Source organism: Pseudomonas sp. ICMP 561 (assembly GCF_002699985.1).
Lineage (GTDB): Bacteria > Pseudomonadota > Gammaproteobacteria > Pseudomonadales > Pseudomonadaceae > Aquipseudomonas > Aquipseudomonas quasicaspiana.
On the sequence record NZ_LKBT01000001.1, the window covers coordinates 352,909 to 367,938 of the forward strand.

The window sequence follows — 15,030 nt, forward strand, 5'->3', positions numbered from 1 at the left end:
AACCGTTTCAACTGCTTCGCCACACAGATGTATCAATAGTTGTCACACAGAAGGCAATGAACATGAATATGCGCGTCTCCCCTGATATGCCCAGCCAGATTCCTCTCAACGGTCAGGAGGGGATGCATTCAAACGACGCTCCGGGCCAGGGAGTCAAAGGCGCGGTAGTGCCGATGAAAGCCTTCGTGGCCGGTAATGGCGGTGGCGGCATCTCCTTCGGCCAAGGCAACACCACACAAGTGCCCCGCCAGCCAAACAGCCAATTTGCAGCCGGCAAGACTCAAGACGCGCCCTCGCCCTCGGCGCTCATCTCGTTGTTCAAGGAAGTACTGGAACGCCTCAGCACACCCGGCGGAGATCAACCCGAGGAAGCAGCATTCGGTAAGCCAGCTCAGCCGCAAGGCACAGGTGCGCAGCGCACCAGTAAACCAGACGGAGTTGACAGAACCTTCGGCGTGACAGCCCCCAAGGCCACTCATGCCCCCACAGGCGCAGCTCCCACGGCCAGAACGGGTCAGGATGCCGAGTTTCTCGATAACTCCAAATACTCCACACCAAAAGATCTGGAGAAATTCGGGCCGATGGTGGCCAACTTGCCGCCCGCGCAGCAAGAGCAGGCGGCGAAAGAACTCAACCGCCCCATCGCGGCAGCGAAGATGGCCGCTGCGGGCGGTCCGGACGCAGAAAAAGCCAAGGCATTCATCGAGGCCAATCCGGTGCTCAAGACCGCAGCGGATGTCGGCAAGCGCGGCGGTCAGGCTGACGGGAAAACCACCGATGGTGATTACAAGTCGCTGGCGAAAAATCTCGAGAAGGCTCGGGACGCCGGGGCGAAATCCGTCAATGAGTACATGAAAGACAATCCCAAAGCTGACCCGCAATCGCTGCAGATGGTGACCAATGCGGCGTTGCTGCGGGCCAACGAACCCATCACCAAATGCGCCGATCCGAAAAAAGCTGCAGGGGGTGAAGAGAAAGTTGGCAAGTACACCACGGTCGATGACCTCAAGGCGTTGTCCTCTGGCAACCCTGGCTTGTCCAGCCTGCTGACAACCTCAGCGAAAACGTTTGCCCAGCCAGGTTTCTCTGACTTGCTCGACCAGGGCGGACTGGAAGGCAAGGCACTGGCGAAGAAAAGCGCCGACGGCGATATCAGCACCCGGAACATAGAAGACTGGATCAAGAAACAGGCCCCTACAAACGGCGGCGAATTCGCGGCCATGATGAGCAGCGCCGCGACGCTCAACGCCACAGCAGGCGTTGATATCAGCGCCCTGAACGAAGACGTTTTTGCCAATCCTGACAAATACAGCGGAGACCAGAAAGCAGCGGTCATGGTCAAACTGCAGAAAACCCTGGAGAGCGTGGAAGCCGGACAAAGTCTGCGCAAGACCGAGAAGACTGAAACGGCTCTGAAGGAAAAAATCGCACAGTTGCAAGGCGATAAAGACGTACAAGCCTTCCTCGACAAATCGATTCCCGAACAGCAGAGGAAGTTGATCAGCAACGACCCTGCTCTGAAACAAGCGGTCAATCAGCGTTACCAGAGCCTGACCTCGGGTAACTCACTGGAAACCGATATGCGGGGCGATTTTGATGCGGTGACCAAAGACAAAGACGGCAAGCCGGTCAAGGATCCATCCTCTCCTGATTACAGTGCTTCGGTCGGCAACCTGAGCGCCGAATTGCAAATGCAAAAAGATTTGCGCGGCCCTGACGCAGGTGTTCCCACAGCCAGCGATGTAGTGGCGAACCGTCCGGATTTGAGCGCCGAACTGCAACTCTCTTACCAACAGAATTTTGCCCAGGGCGGCAAAATGAACGAGCAAATGAAGTCGAAGGACGCCAAGCCGGAAAAAGTACTGGCCGACGTCGACGGCCAGAAAGCAGCCTACGACGCTGTGTTGCCGCCAGAAATTACCGCCGCCAGCCAGGACGCCTACACCGAGGCCACGCTGGCCGCCTTGAAGACCACCAAGGCTGGCGTCGACATGATTACCGACTTCAAGGACGCCACTGCCGGGCTGGGCAATAAAGATCCACAAAGCATCACCGCAAAGGACTTGAAAGCCGAAGCTGAAAAGCGTGCCAATACTGCCCTTGACGGCAAGGGCATGGCGGGTGGCGCTCTGGGCGCGGCTGGCGGTGTGTATGCCATGACGTCCGTTTCCGGATTGCTGGCTCAGGGTAAGGATGCCGAGGCAGGTAAAGCGATCTACGACAGTATCCGTGGCGCGGGCACCGCTGCGCGGGTTGGCTATGACCTGGCAACCAAATCAAGCACTGCCGGTGGGGAGATCGCCGGTAAAGTCGCGGGTAGAGCCGTCGGCGCGATTGCCGGCCGTGTTGCAGGCATGGCGGCTGCCAGTGCAGTCGCAAGCGCCGTGCCGGTCGTTGGCTGGATCGCCGATGCGGCCATGGCGATAGGTTTCGGCATCAAAGCGATTATCGATGCGGTGCACAAAAAACAGGATCAGAAGGCTTTCGATCACAATGTTGATCCAACGCTGGACCAGTTTGGTATTCCCAAGGCGCATTAACACATCTCCATGCAGGGATGTTTGTGTACATATCCGTTAACGCGTTAATGGCATGTATTGGTTGCGCTTTTACAGCGCGTCACTTTTGATAGAGCGCAAAAGTAACCAAAACGCTCTTGCCCCACCACTGGGTGCCTCGCTGTCGCTCGGCATACCCGTAATCCGACATTGCTGCGTGGGGCCGCCGCCACCGGCCATCCCTGGCCTGAGGCGGCTAAACCGGCATCCCTGCCGGTTCACCCCACACAGCAATATCGAATTCCGGCCGGCGTGGTTTAACGGGGCGCCTAAGATCAAGATCAAGATCAAAAGCAGATCAAAAGCAAAGCGAAGACAGCGGAATCACCGTGGGCCGGTAGGAGCGAACTTGTTCGCGAGACGCCAGCACAGCCAAAACAGGCATCGTCGGACACACCGCTTCGCAGCCTTCGGCAGCTCCTACAGAAGATCGGTAAGTTCACACAACCAGGTCGGCTGTCAGGCCGCCGCGCTTTTGATTTTGATGTGGGGCGCCCCGTTAAACCACGCTGGCCGAACGTAGATTCTGAAGCGTGGGCAACCCGGCAAGGATGCCGGGTTAGCCGCACCGGGCCATGGATGGCCCATTGCGGCGGCCCACGGTTCAGGATCTGCGTTCGGGTACACCGAGCGACAGCGAGGTGCCGAGTGGTGGGGTAAAAGCCTTTTGGTTACTTTTGGGCCCCAAAAGTGACGCGCCGTAAGGGCGCAACCAATAGAAGCCACTAACGTGGTAAAGGATATGTACACAAACATCCCACCCCATGGAGAAGGAAAAGATGTGCATATACCTATGCTCTACTCAGCGATCAGCAACCATCCGCTTCAGTCGTTCCTGAATCTTGCTTTTATAAAGCCGCGCCGGTTCGCCACCCGCCGGGCGATGGTACATGCCAGCAGCGCTGACCCAGTCTCCGGTTTGCTGATAATACTGACGTAGCAACAAGGCAGCGCTTTGCAGGTTATTGATCGGGTGGAGCGCATCGCAGGGCTCGCGAAACCGGGCGCGACCGATATAACCCCAGTTCTGCTGAGTCAGGCCGATATCCACCGCATACACACCCTGCTCGGAGATTGCCTTGAGCACCGCGCGGCAGGCCTCATCGCGTGTTTCGAAACGCAGAGGCTTGCCCTTGACGTTAAGGGTCCAGGGCCATGGGTAATACCCGATGCGCAATTGCGTGTTGCTTTCAGTCTGCGCCACCGCATAAAGCAACTGCGCCGGGACACCGGCGGCCTCGGCCACCTGTCGGTACGCGGTTGGCGGACCTGCCCAGGCGGGATCAGCCGCTAATACGCCGAAGAACGCCAGCAGCGCACCTAACTGCCCCGTCCTCACCCGACGTTCCCGCCTCATGCCAACATCTGCCAGTTGCCCCGCGAATCGGCAGCGTTTGCGGCAGCGCCTTTGTCATCGATGGATACTGACCAGAGGCGTCGAATACTGATGCTGATATTCATAAAGCTTCCTTGACGGTAGAAAGACAAACATCGGCCATCAGTAACGGATGTCCGGCATGTTGCGCTGGTTGAGATGCTGTTGTTGAATTCGCTGGCGCAAGCGCTGCTGCTCGACAATGCGACGTTGGGCATTGCGCTGCTGATTGATCTGGTCTTGCTGTCGGCGCTGCTGAAGGTAGCGCTGTTGATTGAGTTCTTCTTGCTGCTGGCGCTCCTGGAGGTAGCGCTGCTGAGTACGGCGGTTGTCCTGCGCTTGCTGCGCAGCCCGGCATTGCGCAACGACGGTTGCCAGCTGTCCGCGCCATTTAGCTGCACCGACGTTGTCCTGATCTGCAATTGCCTGAGCCAGACGCTGGCTTGCAGCCCTGTGAGCCTGGTAGCAGGCGCTGGGGGTAGGCCATGCCGCTTGCGCCAGACAAGGCATCAACACCATGACCAGGCACAGCATGATTTTCATGATCACATCTCCACTTGCGTCACCACCTATCAATCTGTGTGGTCACAGCATGCGAAAACGTTGCATGTAATCGATCAGTCAATCAGGTCACGCCAGCCCGGGTCGATATCGAGCGCCAGGCCAGCATTGTGAAGGGTGTCCAGCAATCGATAGAGCGCGCTGCGATCAGCGATAGGGCACTGGGCGGGATAGTCGCCAACTGGATGGGGCAGGAAAAGCATGGCAGGGAAGTCATCTGCCGCCAGGCCGCCCGGGCGAGGCCTGATGTCTTGCTCAAGCGGGGCTATTCCGGCGGCGTCGTCATCCAGCGCGGCGAGGATCATTTCGATGCGTCCGGCCAGCTCGGCGCACGCTGGATCAACAGGCTCAGGGTTGTCGCCCAGGCTACGCCGATAGGCAGCGTTCCAGACCTGGGTTTCTTCATAGCTGGGGCCACCGCAATCGAGCAGCGGTGCCAGCAATAAAAGCTCGTAATCCCCCGCCTTACCGACCGGCTCAGCCCGAGTGGTGGCAAGCGTCAAGGGCATGCTGCCTTGCCAGAGGCTCCACTGGTCCGGGCTTTCGCGCCGCGCCAGGAGCGAAAGAATCTGATTGCCGATACCCAGAGTTTGCAAACTCTGTATCCCGTTGCGTTCCCCGCCCATCGCCAACAACTCACCCTCGTTAAGCATCTGGCGCAAGCGGCTGTCGCTGAGCAAGGCGGGATTTACTGCAAGGCTTGTGCTCTGAGGCACGGCATCGGGCGATGGCAAGAGGTCTGGCTGGCTGAAACCCGTCAAGCTGTCGAGTTCCCACAACGGCCGCCCATCGACCCACAATTGGGTCAACCCCGAGGCTCTGGCCCGCACACCGAACACAATGCGCCTGCGTTCGGAAAACCGCTGGAATGCATAGGCATGGGCGCCCGGCATACCGGGCCACGCAGCATTGCCGGCTTTCTGCAAGCATTGGTCAAGGGGATCTTGAGCGGCCCGTAACGGCACGGGCGCCAAGCCGGGCTGTATTTGCCGCGGACCGCCAATCTTGAAGTTCGACATGCTTACCTCTCACGCGCGAAAACCTTCTGGCAGATTATCACGCAACTGCGTGCGGGCCCTGGACAGGCGGGAGCGAATTGTACCGATCGGCACACCCAACACATCGGCAGCATCCTGGTAACTGCCTTCGGTTTCGACAGTGACTTCCAGCGTATGACGCATGACGGCTGGCAGTACGGCGATAGCTTGAACAGTGCGCTCCAGGTCTCGATAACTTTCTATGTGACCGCAAATATCCAGACTTGGCTCGGCATGCGCAAGCTGCTCCTCGAACTCGACGTGCATGGGCCGACGATAGAGTTTGCGAAAATGATTACGGATCAGATTCAGGGCGATACCGCATAACCAGGTCTCGGGTTTGCACTGTTGCAAAAAGCGGCTTTCGGCATTCAGGGCTTCGACAAAAGTTTGCTGAAGAATGTCTTCGGCATCCTCCTGATTAATGACGCGCTTATGTATGAAATTCTGCAGTTTCTGAAGTTGTTGTTGGGTCAACTGGGCGAAGCAGGAGGTGCCGGTCCGCGTGGGCAGTAAGCTCTGGTTCATCGCGTTCATACTGAATTATTCCCTTAGATCCTCGTCGTGAGCGCTTCACGGCGATACTAAGACTCCTATAGCGAAACCTGTGCCAGGCTTTAAAAACTATATAAATTATTGTTTTTAATAATATTTTTAATCTAACAGTAATGTTTTGTGCGCAAGCTTTTGCAAGCACCCTCGAAAAGCTTCGCAACATCTTGCAAATCTTCCTGATCAGACGCTGGCCTGTTTTTCGCGTGGAACCGGATAGCGCCTGCGACCACACAGAGAGGTGTACTCCAGACGCGTAGACGGCTCATGTCCCTCAACCACATCACCCCCCTGCCGCACACCACTGTGCATACAGCGACGCCGCAGCCCGCTGCTTCTCCTGTCGCAAAGGCAGGGGCGACCAGCGTGCATCAGCAAGGCGAGTCTGCGCACATGATGCAGCAGATGAGCGCTGCACTCGCCTCTATGAGCAAGCCTCTGAGTCAGCGCGAAGTGGTGTGTGGACAGCACGCCAGCAGTCAGCCGATGAGCCTGCAACAGTTGTTGCAGGGAATAGGCAACCATGCGCCGACGCAACTGAACGCCCGGTTGAACAAAATGCGCCAGCAGCTACGGCAGCAGAAATCAGTCAAGGAGATGGTCAAGGACCAAGGCGACAATCCGCTTCGGACGCACCTGCTGCTCAGCGAAATTGCTCACCAGGCCGAGGAACAGGGCAATGATGCAGAGGCCGAACAGGCCCAGGCGCAACTTGACGCACTGGATGCCGAGCACGGCGAGGAAATAAAGACCGGTCTGAGCATCACTCCAGCGCTGACCCACGCAGTGAAAGACCCGGATCTGCGCGATAACTTGCGCACTATTTATTACCAACACCTGATCAAGAACCCGTCACTGGGTAACTTCATGGAAGCGGTGCTGCATCTGTGCGGCGAGAAAAATTTCATCAAAGGCCTGCGGGCCCTGCAACAAGCCCTTGCCGACGATATCGCCAACCTTGCGCAATTGCCCCAGGAGGGCAAGTTGCGCTCGTTGATGGAAAGCCTTGGGCGCACCACTCAGCTCAACAATCTGGTGCATGGTTGCTCGGACCTGGCCAGCCGCATGGTGGCTAAAAATCCGGCCATGACCTTGAGCGGCCTGCTGTTGATGCGTCAATTGATGCAACTGGCCAACCAGTCGATGAACGTACGCGACACCCAGCAACTCTCGGAAAAAGTTGGCGGCCCATCGCCGACGCTGCAACTGACCTTCCTCAACGGCCTGCGTCATCTGCTTGCCGACCTGCCCAACGGTCTGTGGCGCGACGACAAGACGCGCCAGACCTCATTGCGCAACGTCTTGCTGATCATGGACGAGCTCGGGCAAAGCGAACGCAAGGCCCTGCCAGACCGGAGTAGCCGTTTATGAATGCCGTGCTCAATGGCTTGACCCGGGTGGCGATAGCCGCCTCCAAGCGCTCAGAAGTCGCAGGCGCAATCATCGTCATCGGCATCGTCTTCATGTTCATCACGCCCTTGCCTACAGGGCTTGTGGATGTCCTGATTGCGGTGAACATCTGCGTGTCCTGTCTGCTCATCATGCTGGCGATGCAACTGCCCAAGCCCTTGGCGTTTTCGACGTTCCCGGCAGTGCTGTTGCTGACAACCATGTTCCGCCTGGCCTTGTCGATCGCGACTACGCGGCTGATTCTGCTCGAACAGGATGCGGGACACATCGTCGAAGCCTTCGGCAACTTTGTCGTCGGCGGCAACCTGGCGGTGGGCATGGTCATCTTCCTGATCCTGACCGTGGTCAACTTTCTGGTCATCACCAAGGGCTCCGAGCGGGTTGCGGAAGTGGGCGCGCGCTTCACGCTGGACGCCATGCCTGGCAAGCAAATGTCCATAGACAGCGATTTGCGCGCCGGGCTAATCAGCGTCGATCAGGCCCGCCAGCGTCGAGCGGATCTGGGCAAGGAAAGCCAACTGTTCGGCGCCATGGATGGCGCGATGAAGTTCGTCAACGGCGACGCCATCGCAGGCCTGATCATCGTCGCGATCAACCTGATTGGCGGCATCTCCATTGGTGTGATGCAGCACGATATGAGCGCTAGCGACGCCATGCACCTGTATTCAGTGTTGACCATCGGTGACGGCCTGATCGCACAAATTCCGGCGCTGCTGATCTCGGTCACCGCGGGCATGATCATCACCCGTGTACCCAATGAGGAAAGCGACGAAAACTCCAACATCGGCGGCGACATTGCCAAGCAGTTGGGCGCGCAACCGAAATCACTGGTCATTGCGGCAGTAGCGATGCTCGGTTTCGCGGCACTGCCGGGCATGCCGACCATGGTGTTCGTCATCATTTCAATCCTCGTCGGCACGCTGGGCGTATTCCTGATGCGCAGCCGGGCCCCCAAGGCCCAGGCCGTCGCCGCCTACGTCCCCCCGGAACAGAATGGTGACCGGGACATTCGTGAGTTCTTCCCCTGCCGCACGTTCCTGCTGCAGTTCAACCCAGGCCAGGACCAGACAGAAATCATGGCCTTGATCAGTCAGGTACGGCAGCGCCGCAACCAGCTCGTGGCGCAGTTCGGCATCACCCTACCCTCCTTCGACATCGAGTACGCGGGTCATGTGCCTGCAGACGAATTCCGCTTTCTGGTTTACGAGGTGCCCGCGATCAAAGCCACCTTCACCCAGGATTTTCTGGCCGTAGAGCGACAACTGCTGGCTGCGGAACCGATCAACGCTCATCCCGGCGATGTTGCACGCGAAGAGGCCGACCTGCTCTGGATACCGGCCGACGATCCGACACTGCAAGAGCCGGGCTTGCACCCCAGCACCTCAACCCAACTGATCGTTGAACGCATGTTCCGCGCCATGCAGGCCTGCGGCCCACAATTCATCGGGCTGCAGGAGAGCAAGGCGATCCTCAGTTGGCTGGAGCGCGATCAGCCGGAACTTGCTCAAGAGATGCAGCGGGTCCTTCCTCTCGCTCGCTTTTCGGCAGTTCTACAACGTCTTGCCAGCGAGTGCGTGCCGTTGCGCGCTATTCGACTGATTGCCGAAGCCCTGATTGAGCACGGCCAGCATGAGCGTGAAATCGGCGCCCTGACCGATTACGTACGCATCGCGCTCAAGTCGCTGATCTTCCACCAATACTGCGGGCCTGAAGGCTTGCAGGTCTGGCTGTTGTCGCCGGAAAGCGAGCACCTGATGCGTGACAGCCAGCGCCAGACCCAGAACGAAACTTTTTTCGCCCTGCCCGCCGAAGCCAGCCAGCAGTTGGTTGATCAGTTGCGCCAGGCCTTCCCGCGTCGATCCAGGGCGATGGCGGTGTTGCTGGTCGCCCAGGATTTGCGCAGCCCGCTACGCACATTGTTGCAGGACGAATTCCATGAAATTCCCGTGCTGTCTTTTGCTGAGCTCAACAGCACGGCGCAGGTCAAGGTGCTAGGCCGCCTGGATCTGGACGACCAACTGCAAACCATCGCCGACGAAAACGCGGCATGAGTCTGCCTACCCGTTCAAGGAGTGAGTGATGTACGAACTACGCGTATTGAACGGCTTGCACCGCGGTGCGGCCTTACCGCTGATTGGCGACCACTGGCTGGTCGGGAGCGACGAACAACACGATCTCCTGTTGCAGGATCCCGGCATTGCCAGACGCCATTGCAGATTAACGTGCGACGGCGAAACCTGGCGCCTGGAAGCCGAAGACGGCTCGCTGTTCGACGAGCAGGGCCAGCCCTGTGACAGCCTGAATGCGCTAACCGCTGAACAGACGTTCCGGCTGGGCACTGTGCAGTTGAGCATCATGGCAAGTACAGCGCAGTGGCCAGCGGTGGTCGAACCGAAACCCTCCAGCGAATCCGCCACGTCAGGCTTCGGCGAATCCCGCGCCGAATCCCAGGCTCCCCCCTCGCCGTCACAACCCGCCAAACGCCCGGCGCTGCATAAGCGCCTGGCCATTGCAGGGATTGTGGTCACGCTGGCGGGCAGTGCCTGGGCATTGACCACACCAGGGCCCGTGAGCCCCTCGCCTACGACCACTCAGCCCCGCGAACCTTCAGCCCTGAGCGCTACGGACACCGCGGAAAAACTGCAAGTCATGCTCCGCGAACGTGAATTGCGCGATACGGTCAGCGTGAGCACCAGCGCCGAAGGCATCGTACTCAAAGGCTCGTTAACACCTGAACAGATGGCGCTGTACAAACGCATGCTGGAACGCTTCGGCCAGCAGCAGAAAAGCGCAGTGGCAGTGCTTGATCAGGTCAAGCCGTTCGGCCGCAAACTGCCTTTCGAGATTGTTCAGATCGCCAGCGGCAAGCGCGCCCACGTGGTGTTGGCTGACAACCGCCGGTTATTTCTGGGCGACGAAGTGGATGGCCTGCGCCTGACCAAGATCGACAAGAACCACGTCGAGTTCGACGGCGACGAGCACTATGAGGTGAAATGGTGAGCGCAGCGCTGGCCGAAACTGTCCCGTTGGCAGAATGGGCCGACGCCTATAGAGCGCGCCTGAACAAGCTCTCTCCGGTGGTGGTCAGCGGTCGGGTCAGCGCAGTCAACGGCATCCTGCTCGAATGCCAGGTTCCGGCAGTACGCATCGGCGACCTGTGCCGCGTTTACAAAACCGGCGGCGAAGCGATGCTGGCGGAGATCGTCGGCTTTACCGAAAACTGCACGCTGCTTAGCGCTCTGGGTACGCCAGAAGGCATCGAGCAAGGGGCGCGGATCGAGCCGCTGGGCGTTGTCCACTCGGTGAGTGTCGATGACAGCCTGCTCGGCAGCGTGCTGGACGGATTTGGTCGACGTCTGGACGGCCAGGGTGACGGTGCGTTCGCCTTGCCCGGCGACCACCGTCCGACCCAGCCAGTAATTTGCGACGCTATTCCACCCACCCAGCGACCGCGTATTGACGAGGCCATGCCTACCGGGCTGCGTGCCATCGACGCGGCCATTACCCTGGGTGAAGGTCAACGCGTCGGGCTGTTCGCCGGTGCAGGCTGTGGCAAGACCACGCTGCTCGCAGAGCTGGCGCGCAATATGCCGTGTGACGTGATCGTATTTGGCCTGATCGGCGAGCGGGGTCGTGAACTGCGCGAGTTTCTCGATCACGAACTGGACGAAGAACTGCGTGCGCGTTCGGTGCTGGTCTGTGCCACCTCGGACCGTTCAAGCATGGAGCGCGCCCGCGCTGCATTTACCACCACCGCCATCGCCGAGGCCTACCGGCAACAAGGCAAGCGCGTACTGCTGCTCGTCGACTCGCTGACCCGCTTCGCCCGGGCCCAACGTGAAATCGGCATCGCAGCAGGCGAACCCTTGGGACGCGGTGGCCTGCCGCCCTCGGTCTACACCCTGCTGCCGCGTCTGGTGGAGCGCGCCGGACGTAGCGAGCAAGGCTCAATCACTGCGATCTATACCGTTCTGATCGAACAGGACTCGATGAATGACCCGGTGGCGGACGAAGTTCGCTCGCTGATCGACGGCCACATCGTGATGTCGCGCAAGCTTGCCGAGCGCGGCCATTATCCAGCCATTGACGTGCAGGCCAGCCTCAGCCGTATCACCAGCAGCGTGACCGACAAGCAACATCAGCGCGGCAATATCACCCTGCGCCGTTTATTGGCGGCCTATCAGCAAGTGGAAATGCTCCTGCGTCTGGGCGAGTACACCCCCGGCAACGATGCAGTGACTGACTGCGCCGTGCAGTTGCACGATCAGATCAACGAGTTTTTGCAGCAGGACCTGCGCGAACCGCTGGACCTGCAAGACACCCTCGAACAACTTTATGCGCTGACAGCCCATGCGCCGTAGGCCGGCTGTTGAAGAAGCCGCGCCGGACGCCGACCCGCAGCGCGATGCGCTGGTTGAGGTGGTGACCTTGCTCGCGCCGCTGCGCGAGTTGCGCAAGCACAGCCTGGAACGACGTTGCCGCGAAGCCCGGCAGGAAGCCGAGCAGATGCAGGCGGCGATAGAACAGGCTGGTAAAGACTGCGCCGAAGACCTGCGCCAGCAAAAGCAGGCACGCAAGGCCTTGGCATTGCAGTGTGAGGGTCAAGTCATGAGCCTCAACGCTATCCAGCATTGGCACCAGCAAGAGCAACAACTCATGGACCGACAAACCGAGCTGCGCGTCCACGTCCAACGCCTGAATCTTGAGCTTGACGCCCAGCACGTGCGAGTCAGCGAAGCCCAGGCTCAATTGCGCGCCAGCCAGCGTGCCCTGGAGAAACTGGCCTGTCTGCGCGAAACCCTGGCCTTGCCAAAGGAGACGACATGAATCTCAGCAGCCCTGCACACGCAATTCTCGAGCATCGCGCGCCTGCCAAGCCGGAACGGCAAGAGCCACAGCACGATACGTCTCGGGACAGACCGCAACCGCAAGGTGCGCGCCCGCAAGGCCGTGTCCCCAACGAACTTGATCGGCCTCGCGAGACGTCGGCGCGAGACAGCGGCAAAACCCGACATGGCGATTCCGAACGTATGGCCGACGGGCTGTTTTTCCAGCAACTGCTGGCGCCATTGGGCGGCATGGGTGGCCAGGGGCAAGGTGGCTCACGCGGCCAGTCGTTCGCAGGCCAGGCTGACGGGATGGGTAGCGCAGGTTTCGCAGCCTGGAACCAACTGGTCGATGACCTCGCCGGGCGGCTGCCCGCTGGCACTGGCCAGTCTCTGCAAGCCACGCTGTTCATGCCAAACCTGGGCCGCATCGGTCTGAATGCGCGTAATCGCTCACCACGCGGCTGGGATATTGATCTGGATTGCGCAGAAGCGCATGCCGCCGAGCATCTGCGTCAGAACCACCCGCGCTGCCAGGACGATCTGAGCCGCGCACTGTGTCAGCCCGTCAACCTCAGCGTGCGCCACCGGGGGTGCGCATGAATGCCCAGGCGCTGCCCCTGCGGCAGGTCAGCCACGTTCAGGCCCGCCTGTCCCGCAAACTGGCCGGCGAGCCGTGGATGGCATTCAACGTGGAGGGCCAGACGGGGCGTCTGACCCTCAAGGCCAGCCGCCGCGCGCCTGTCGCCGCTGCGCTGCAATGCTTCGACAGCGCATTAGGGACTTTTGGGCTCAGCGATGCTCAACCGGTGCTTAACGCATGGTCGAGCTGCCCGGGTTTTGCCGGGGCTGTCGGGTCTGTAAAAGCAGACGCCGACGAAGACTGGCTATGGCCGCTATACAACGCAGGCCTGTCGGCAGAACTGGCCGCTGTCATGGGCACACTGAAACCGCTTCCAGTCTCTGAAACAGCGCAGGCCGATTGGGTGTACTGCGAGATGAGCCTGCAATTGAGTCAGGGTCGCGTCGACAGTGTGCTCGCAGTCTCTGCCCCTGCGCTCGCCGATTGGCTCGACCAGCCCGCATGGAACGTAAATCCACCACGCGACCACTCAGGGTTAACGCTGGCTTTCGCGCTGCGTCTGGGCAGTCTGAATCTCCCCCGACAAACGCTAGAAACCTTGCGACCTGGTGACGTGCTATGCCCCACCGAGGCTGACTTCGACACCGCAGGTTTTGGTGTGTTGACCCTGGGGCAGCGGCGTCTTCAGGTCCGTGTTTGCGAACAGCCCGAACGGTTGCAACTGGAAGTTCTGGAAATCGAGGAGACGACGGTGGCAGACCGTAATGAGCTTGACGAACCGATTGCCGAGTACACCGACCCTTGGGCGGATGAAGACGGTTATTCCGATGAGGTCGATACCGAAAACGCTTTCGCTGAAGAGGCTGATCCCGACTCCGATGCAGATCAGTACTACACCGAGCCTGCCGGGCAGATTGAAGACGAAGATGACTATGCAGATCAGGCCGATCAGGCGCCTCAGTCGCCGGCAAGTCCTACCGAAGCTTTCGCCGACCTGGCGATGCCGCTGACTCTGCGGTGCGGCCAGATCCGCTTGACCCTGGGCGAACTCGCGGCCCTGGGACCCGGCGCGATCCTTGAAGTCCCAGGCGTCACGCCAGGGCTGGCCGGTCTCTATTACGGTGAACGAAGGCTGGCCCAAGGCGAACTGGTGGATGTAGAAGGCCGTCTTGGCTTGCAGATTACCCAGCTGGATGAGCGCGGATGACGCTCAATGACACGAATCCAATCATGCTGGCGCTGTTTCTCGGCGCATTGTCGCTGCTGCCATTCCTCTTGGTGGTGTGCACGTCCTTCCTGAAAATCGCTTCCGTACTGCTCATCACCCGTAACGCCATCGGCGTGCAGCAAGTGCCGCCGAACATGGCGCTGTATGGCATTGCCCTCGCCGCCACGCTGTTTGTCATGGCACCGGTGTTTTCCGAAATTGCCACCATCGCTCAAGAGCACCCCCTGCAACTGAATGACACAAAAGGCCTGGGCAAAAGCGCGCAGGCCCTGCTCGCCCCTCTTCAAGCATTCATGACCCACAATGTTGAGCCCGACGTGCTGACTCACCTGCACGAAAACGCCCTGCGCATGTGGCCCAAGGCAATGGCCGACGCCGCCAGCCGCGAAGACTTGCTGCTGCTGATCCCGGCCTTCGTGCTGTCGGAGCTGCAAGCGGCATTTGAAATCGGCTTTCTGATCTATATCCCTTTCATCGTCATTGACCTGATCGTCTCCAACCTGCTGCTCGCGTTGGGTATGCAAATGGTTTCGCCGATGACCATTTCCCTGCCCTTGAAAATCCTGCTCTTCGTGCTGGTCAGCGGTTGGACGCGCTTGCTCGACAGCCTCTTCTACTCCTATATGTGAGGTCGCGATGGAAGCCTTGAACCTGTTCAAACAGGGCATGATCCTGGTGGTGCTGTTGACCGCACCGCCGCTGATCGTGGCGGTCGCGGTCGGTGTGCTGACGTCACTGGTCCAGGCATTGATGCAAGTCCAGGATCAAACCCTGCCGTTTGGTCTCAAGTTGCTCGCAGTAGGCGTGACCCTGGCAATGACCGGTCGCTGGATCGGCGTCGAGCTGATTCAATTGACCAACCTGGCGTTCAACATGATTGCCCAGACCGGTAAGGGCTGA

At 59.6% G+C, this 15,030-nt stretch carries 14 protein-coding genes; 10 read left to right on the forward strand and 4 right to left on the reverse strand.

Annotation, left to right across the window (positions count from 1 at the left end; genetic code table 11):
* Positions 1 to 62 precede the first annotated feature (62 nt).
* Positions 63 to 2,540 (forward strand): type III effector HrpK domain-containing protein, encoded by a 2,478-nt coding sequence (locus AO242_RS01660; protein ID WP_176560553.1) that lies wholly within the window; start codon positions 63 to 65, stop codon positions 2,538 to 2,540.
* An 820-nt stretch (positions 2,541 to 3,360) separates the two neighbouring features.
* Here AO242_RS01660 and AO242_RS01665 read toward each other — a convergent pair.
* The 4 genes from AO242_RS01665 to AO242_RS01680 all read right to left on the reverse strand — a co-directional run bounded on the left by AO242_RS01665 (position 3,361) and on the right by AO242_RS01680 (position 6,068).
* A complete protein-coding gene (locus tag AO242_RS01665) occupies positions 3,361 to 3,915 on the reverse strand; it encodes a transglycosylase SLT domain-containing protein (protein WP_241154031.1) in 555 nt (184 codons plus the stop codon).
* Positions 3,916 to 4,056: 141 nt separating this feature from the next.
* Positions 4,057 to 4,476, reverse strand: coding sequence for a hypothetical protein (locus tag AO242_RS01670; RefSeq protein WP_099267411.1), 420 nt, complete (start codon positions 4,474 to 4,476; stop codon positions 4,057 to 4,059).
* Between the two features lie 74 nt (positions 4,477 to 4,550).
* Complete coding sequence (locus tag AO242_RS01675; protein ID WP_099267412.1) at positions 4,551 to 5,513, reverse strand: hypothetical protein; 963 nt, start codon at positions 5,511 to 5,513, stop codon at positions 4,551 to 4,553.
* A 9-nt stretch (positions 5,514 to 5,522) separates the two neighbouring features.
* Positions 5,523 to 6,068 carry an RNA polymerase sigma factor gene (locus AO242_RS01680; protein WP_049827211.1) on the reverse strand — a complete coding sequence of 182 codons (546 nt, stop codon included), beginning with the start codon at positions 6,066 to 6,068 and terminating at the stop codon, positions 5,523 to 5,525.
* Between the two features lie 282 nt (positions 6,069 to 6,350).
* Here AO242_RS01680 and AO242_RS01685 point away from each other — a divergent pair, with 282 nt between their 5' ends.
* From AO242_RS01685 to sctS, 9 genes are read left to right on the forward strand one after another with little or no spacing between them, the layout of a single operon-like run.
* Complete coding sequence (locus AO242_RS01685) at positions 6,351 to 7,454, forward strand: TyeA family type III secretion system gatekeeper subunit (protein ID WP_099267413.1); 1,104 nt, start codon at positions 6,351 to 6,353, stop codon at positions 7,452 to 7,454.
* On the forward strand, positions 7,451 to 9,544 hold the full coding sequence (gene sctV / locus AO242_RS01690; RefSeq protein WP_099267414.1) for a type III secretion system export apparatus subunit SctV: 2,094 nt from the start codon (positions 7,451 to 7,453) through the stop codon (positions 9,542 to 9,544). Before AO242_RS01685 ends, sctV begins: the two co-directional genes overlap by 4 nt.
* A 28-nt stretch (positions 9,545 to 9,572) precedes the next feature.
* Entirely contained in the window at positions 9,573 to 10,493 is a 921-nt protein-coding gene (locus AO242_RS01695; protein ID WP_099267415.1) for an FHA domain-containing protein, read from the forward strand.
* Positions 10,487 to 11,854 carry a FliI/YscN family ATPase gene (locus tag AO242_RS01700; protein WP_099267416.1) on the forward strand — a complete coding sequence of 456 codons (1,368 nt, stop codon included), beginning with the start codon at positions 10,487 to 10,489 and terminating at the stop codon, positions 11,852 to 11,854. The genes AO242_RS01695 and AO242_RS01700 overlap by 7 nt, the downstream gene beginning before the upstream one ends.
* Positions 11,844 to 12,320, forward strand: a complete 477-nt coding sequence (locus AO242_RS01705; RefSeq protein WP_099267417.1) for a hypothetical protein — start codon at positions 11,844 to 11,846, stop codon at positions 12,318 to 12,320. Before AO242_RS01700 ends, AO242_RS01705 begins: the two co-directional genes overlap by 11 nt.
* On the forward strand, positions 12,317 to 12,922 hold the full coding sequence (locus AO242_RS01710; RefSeq protein ID WP_099267418.1) for a type III secretion system HrpP C-terminal domain-containing protein: 606 nt from the start codon (positions 12,317 to 12,319) through the stop codon (positions 12,920 to 12,922). Before AO242_RS01705 ends, AO242_RS01710 begins: the two co-directional genes overlap by 4 nt.
* Positions 12,919 to 14,109 carry a FliM/FliN family flagellar motor switch protein gene (locus AO242_RS01715; protein ID WP_099267419.1) on the forward strand — a complete coding sequence of 397 codons (1,191 nt, stop codon included), beginning with the start codon at positions 12,919 to 12,921 and terminating at the stop codon, positions 14,107 to 14,109. The genes AO242_RS01710 and AO242_RS01715 overlap by 4 nt, the downstream gene beginning before the upstream one ends.
* Positions 14,106 to 14,759, forward strand: coding sequence for a type III secretion system export apparatus subunit SctR (gene sctR / locus AO242_RS01720; protein WP_027902898.1), 654 nt, complete (start codon positions 14,106 to 14,108; stop codon positions 14,757 to 14,759). The genes AO242_RS01715 and sctR overlap by 4 nt, the downstream gene beginning before the upstream one ends.
* Positions 14,760 to 14,766: 7 nt before the next feature.
* The gene (gene sctS, locus AO242_RS01725; protein WP_027902897.1) at positions 14,767 to 15,030 is read left to right on the forward strand and encodes a type III secretion system export apparatus subunit SctS; all 264 of its coding nucleotides are present in this window, start codon (positions 14,767 to 14,769) and stop codon (positions 15,028 to 15,030) included.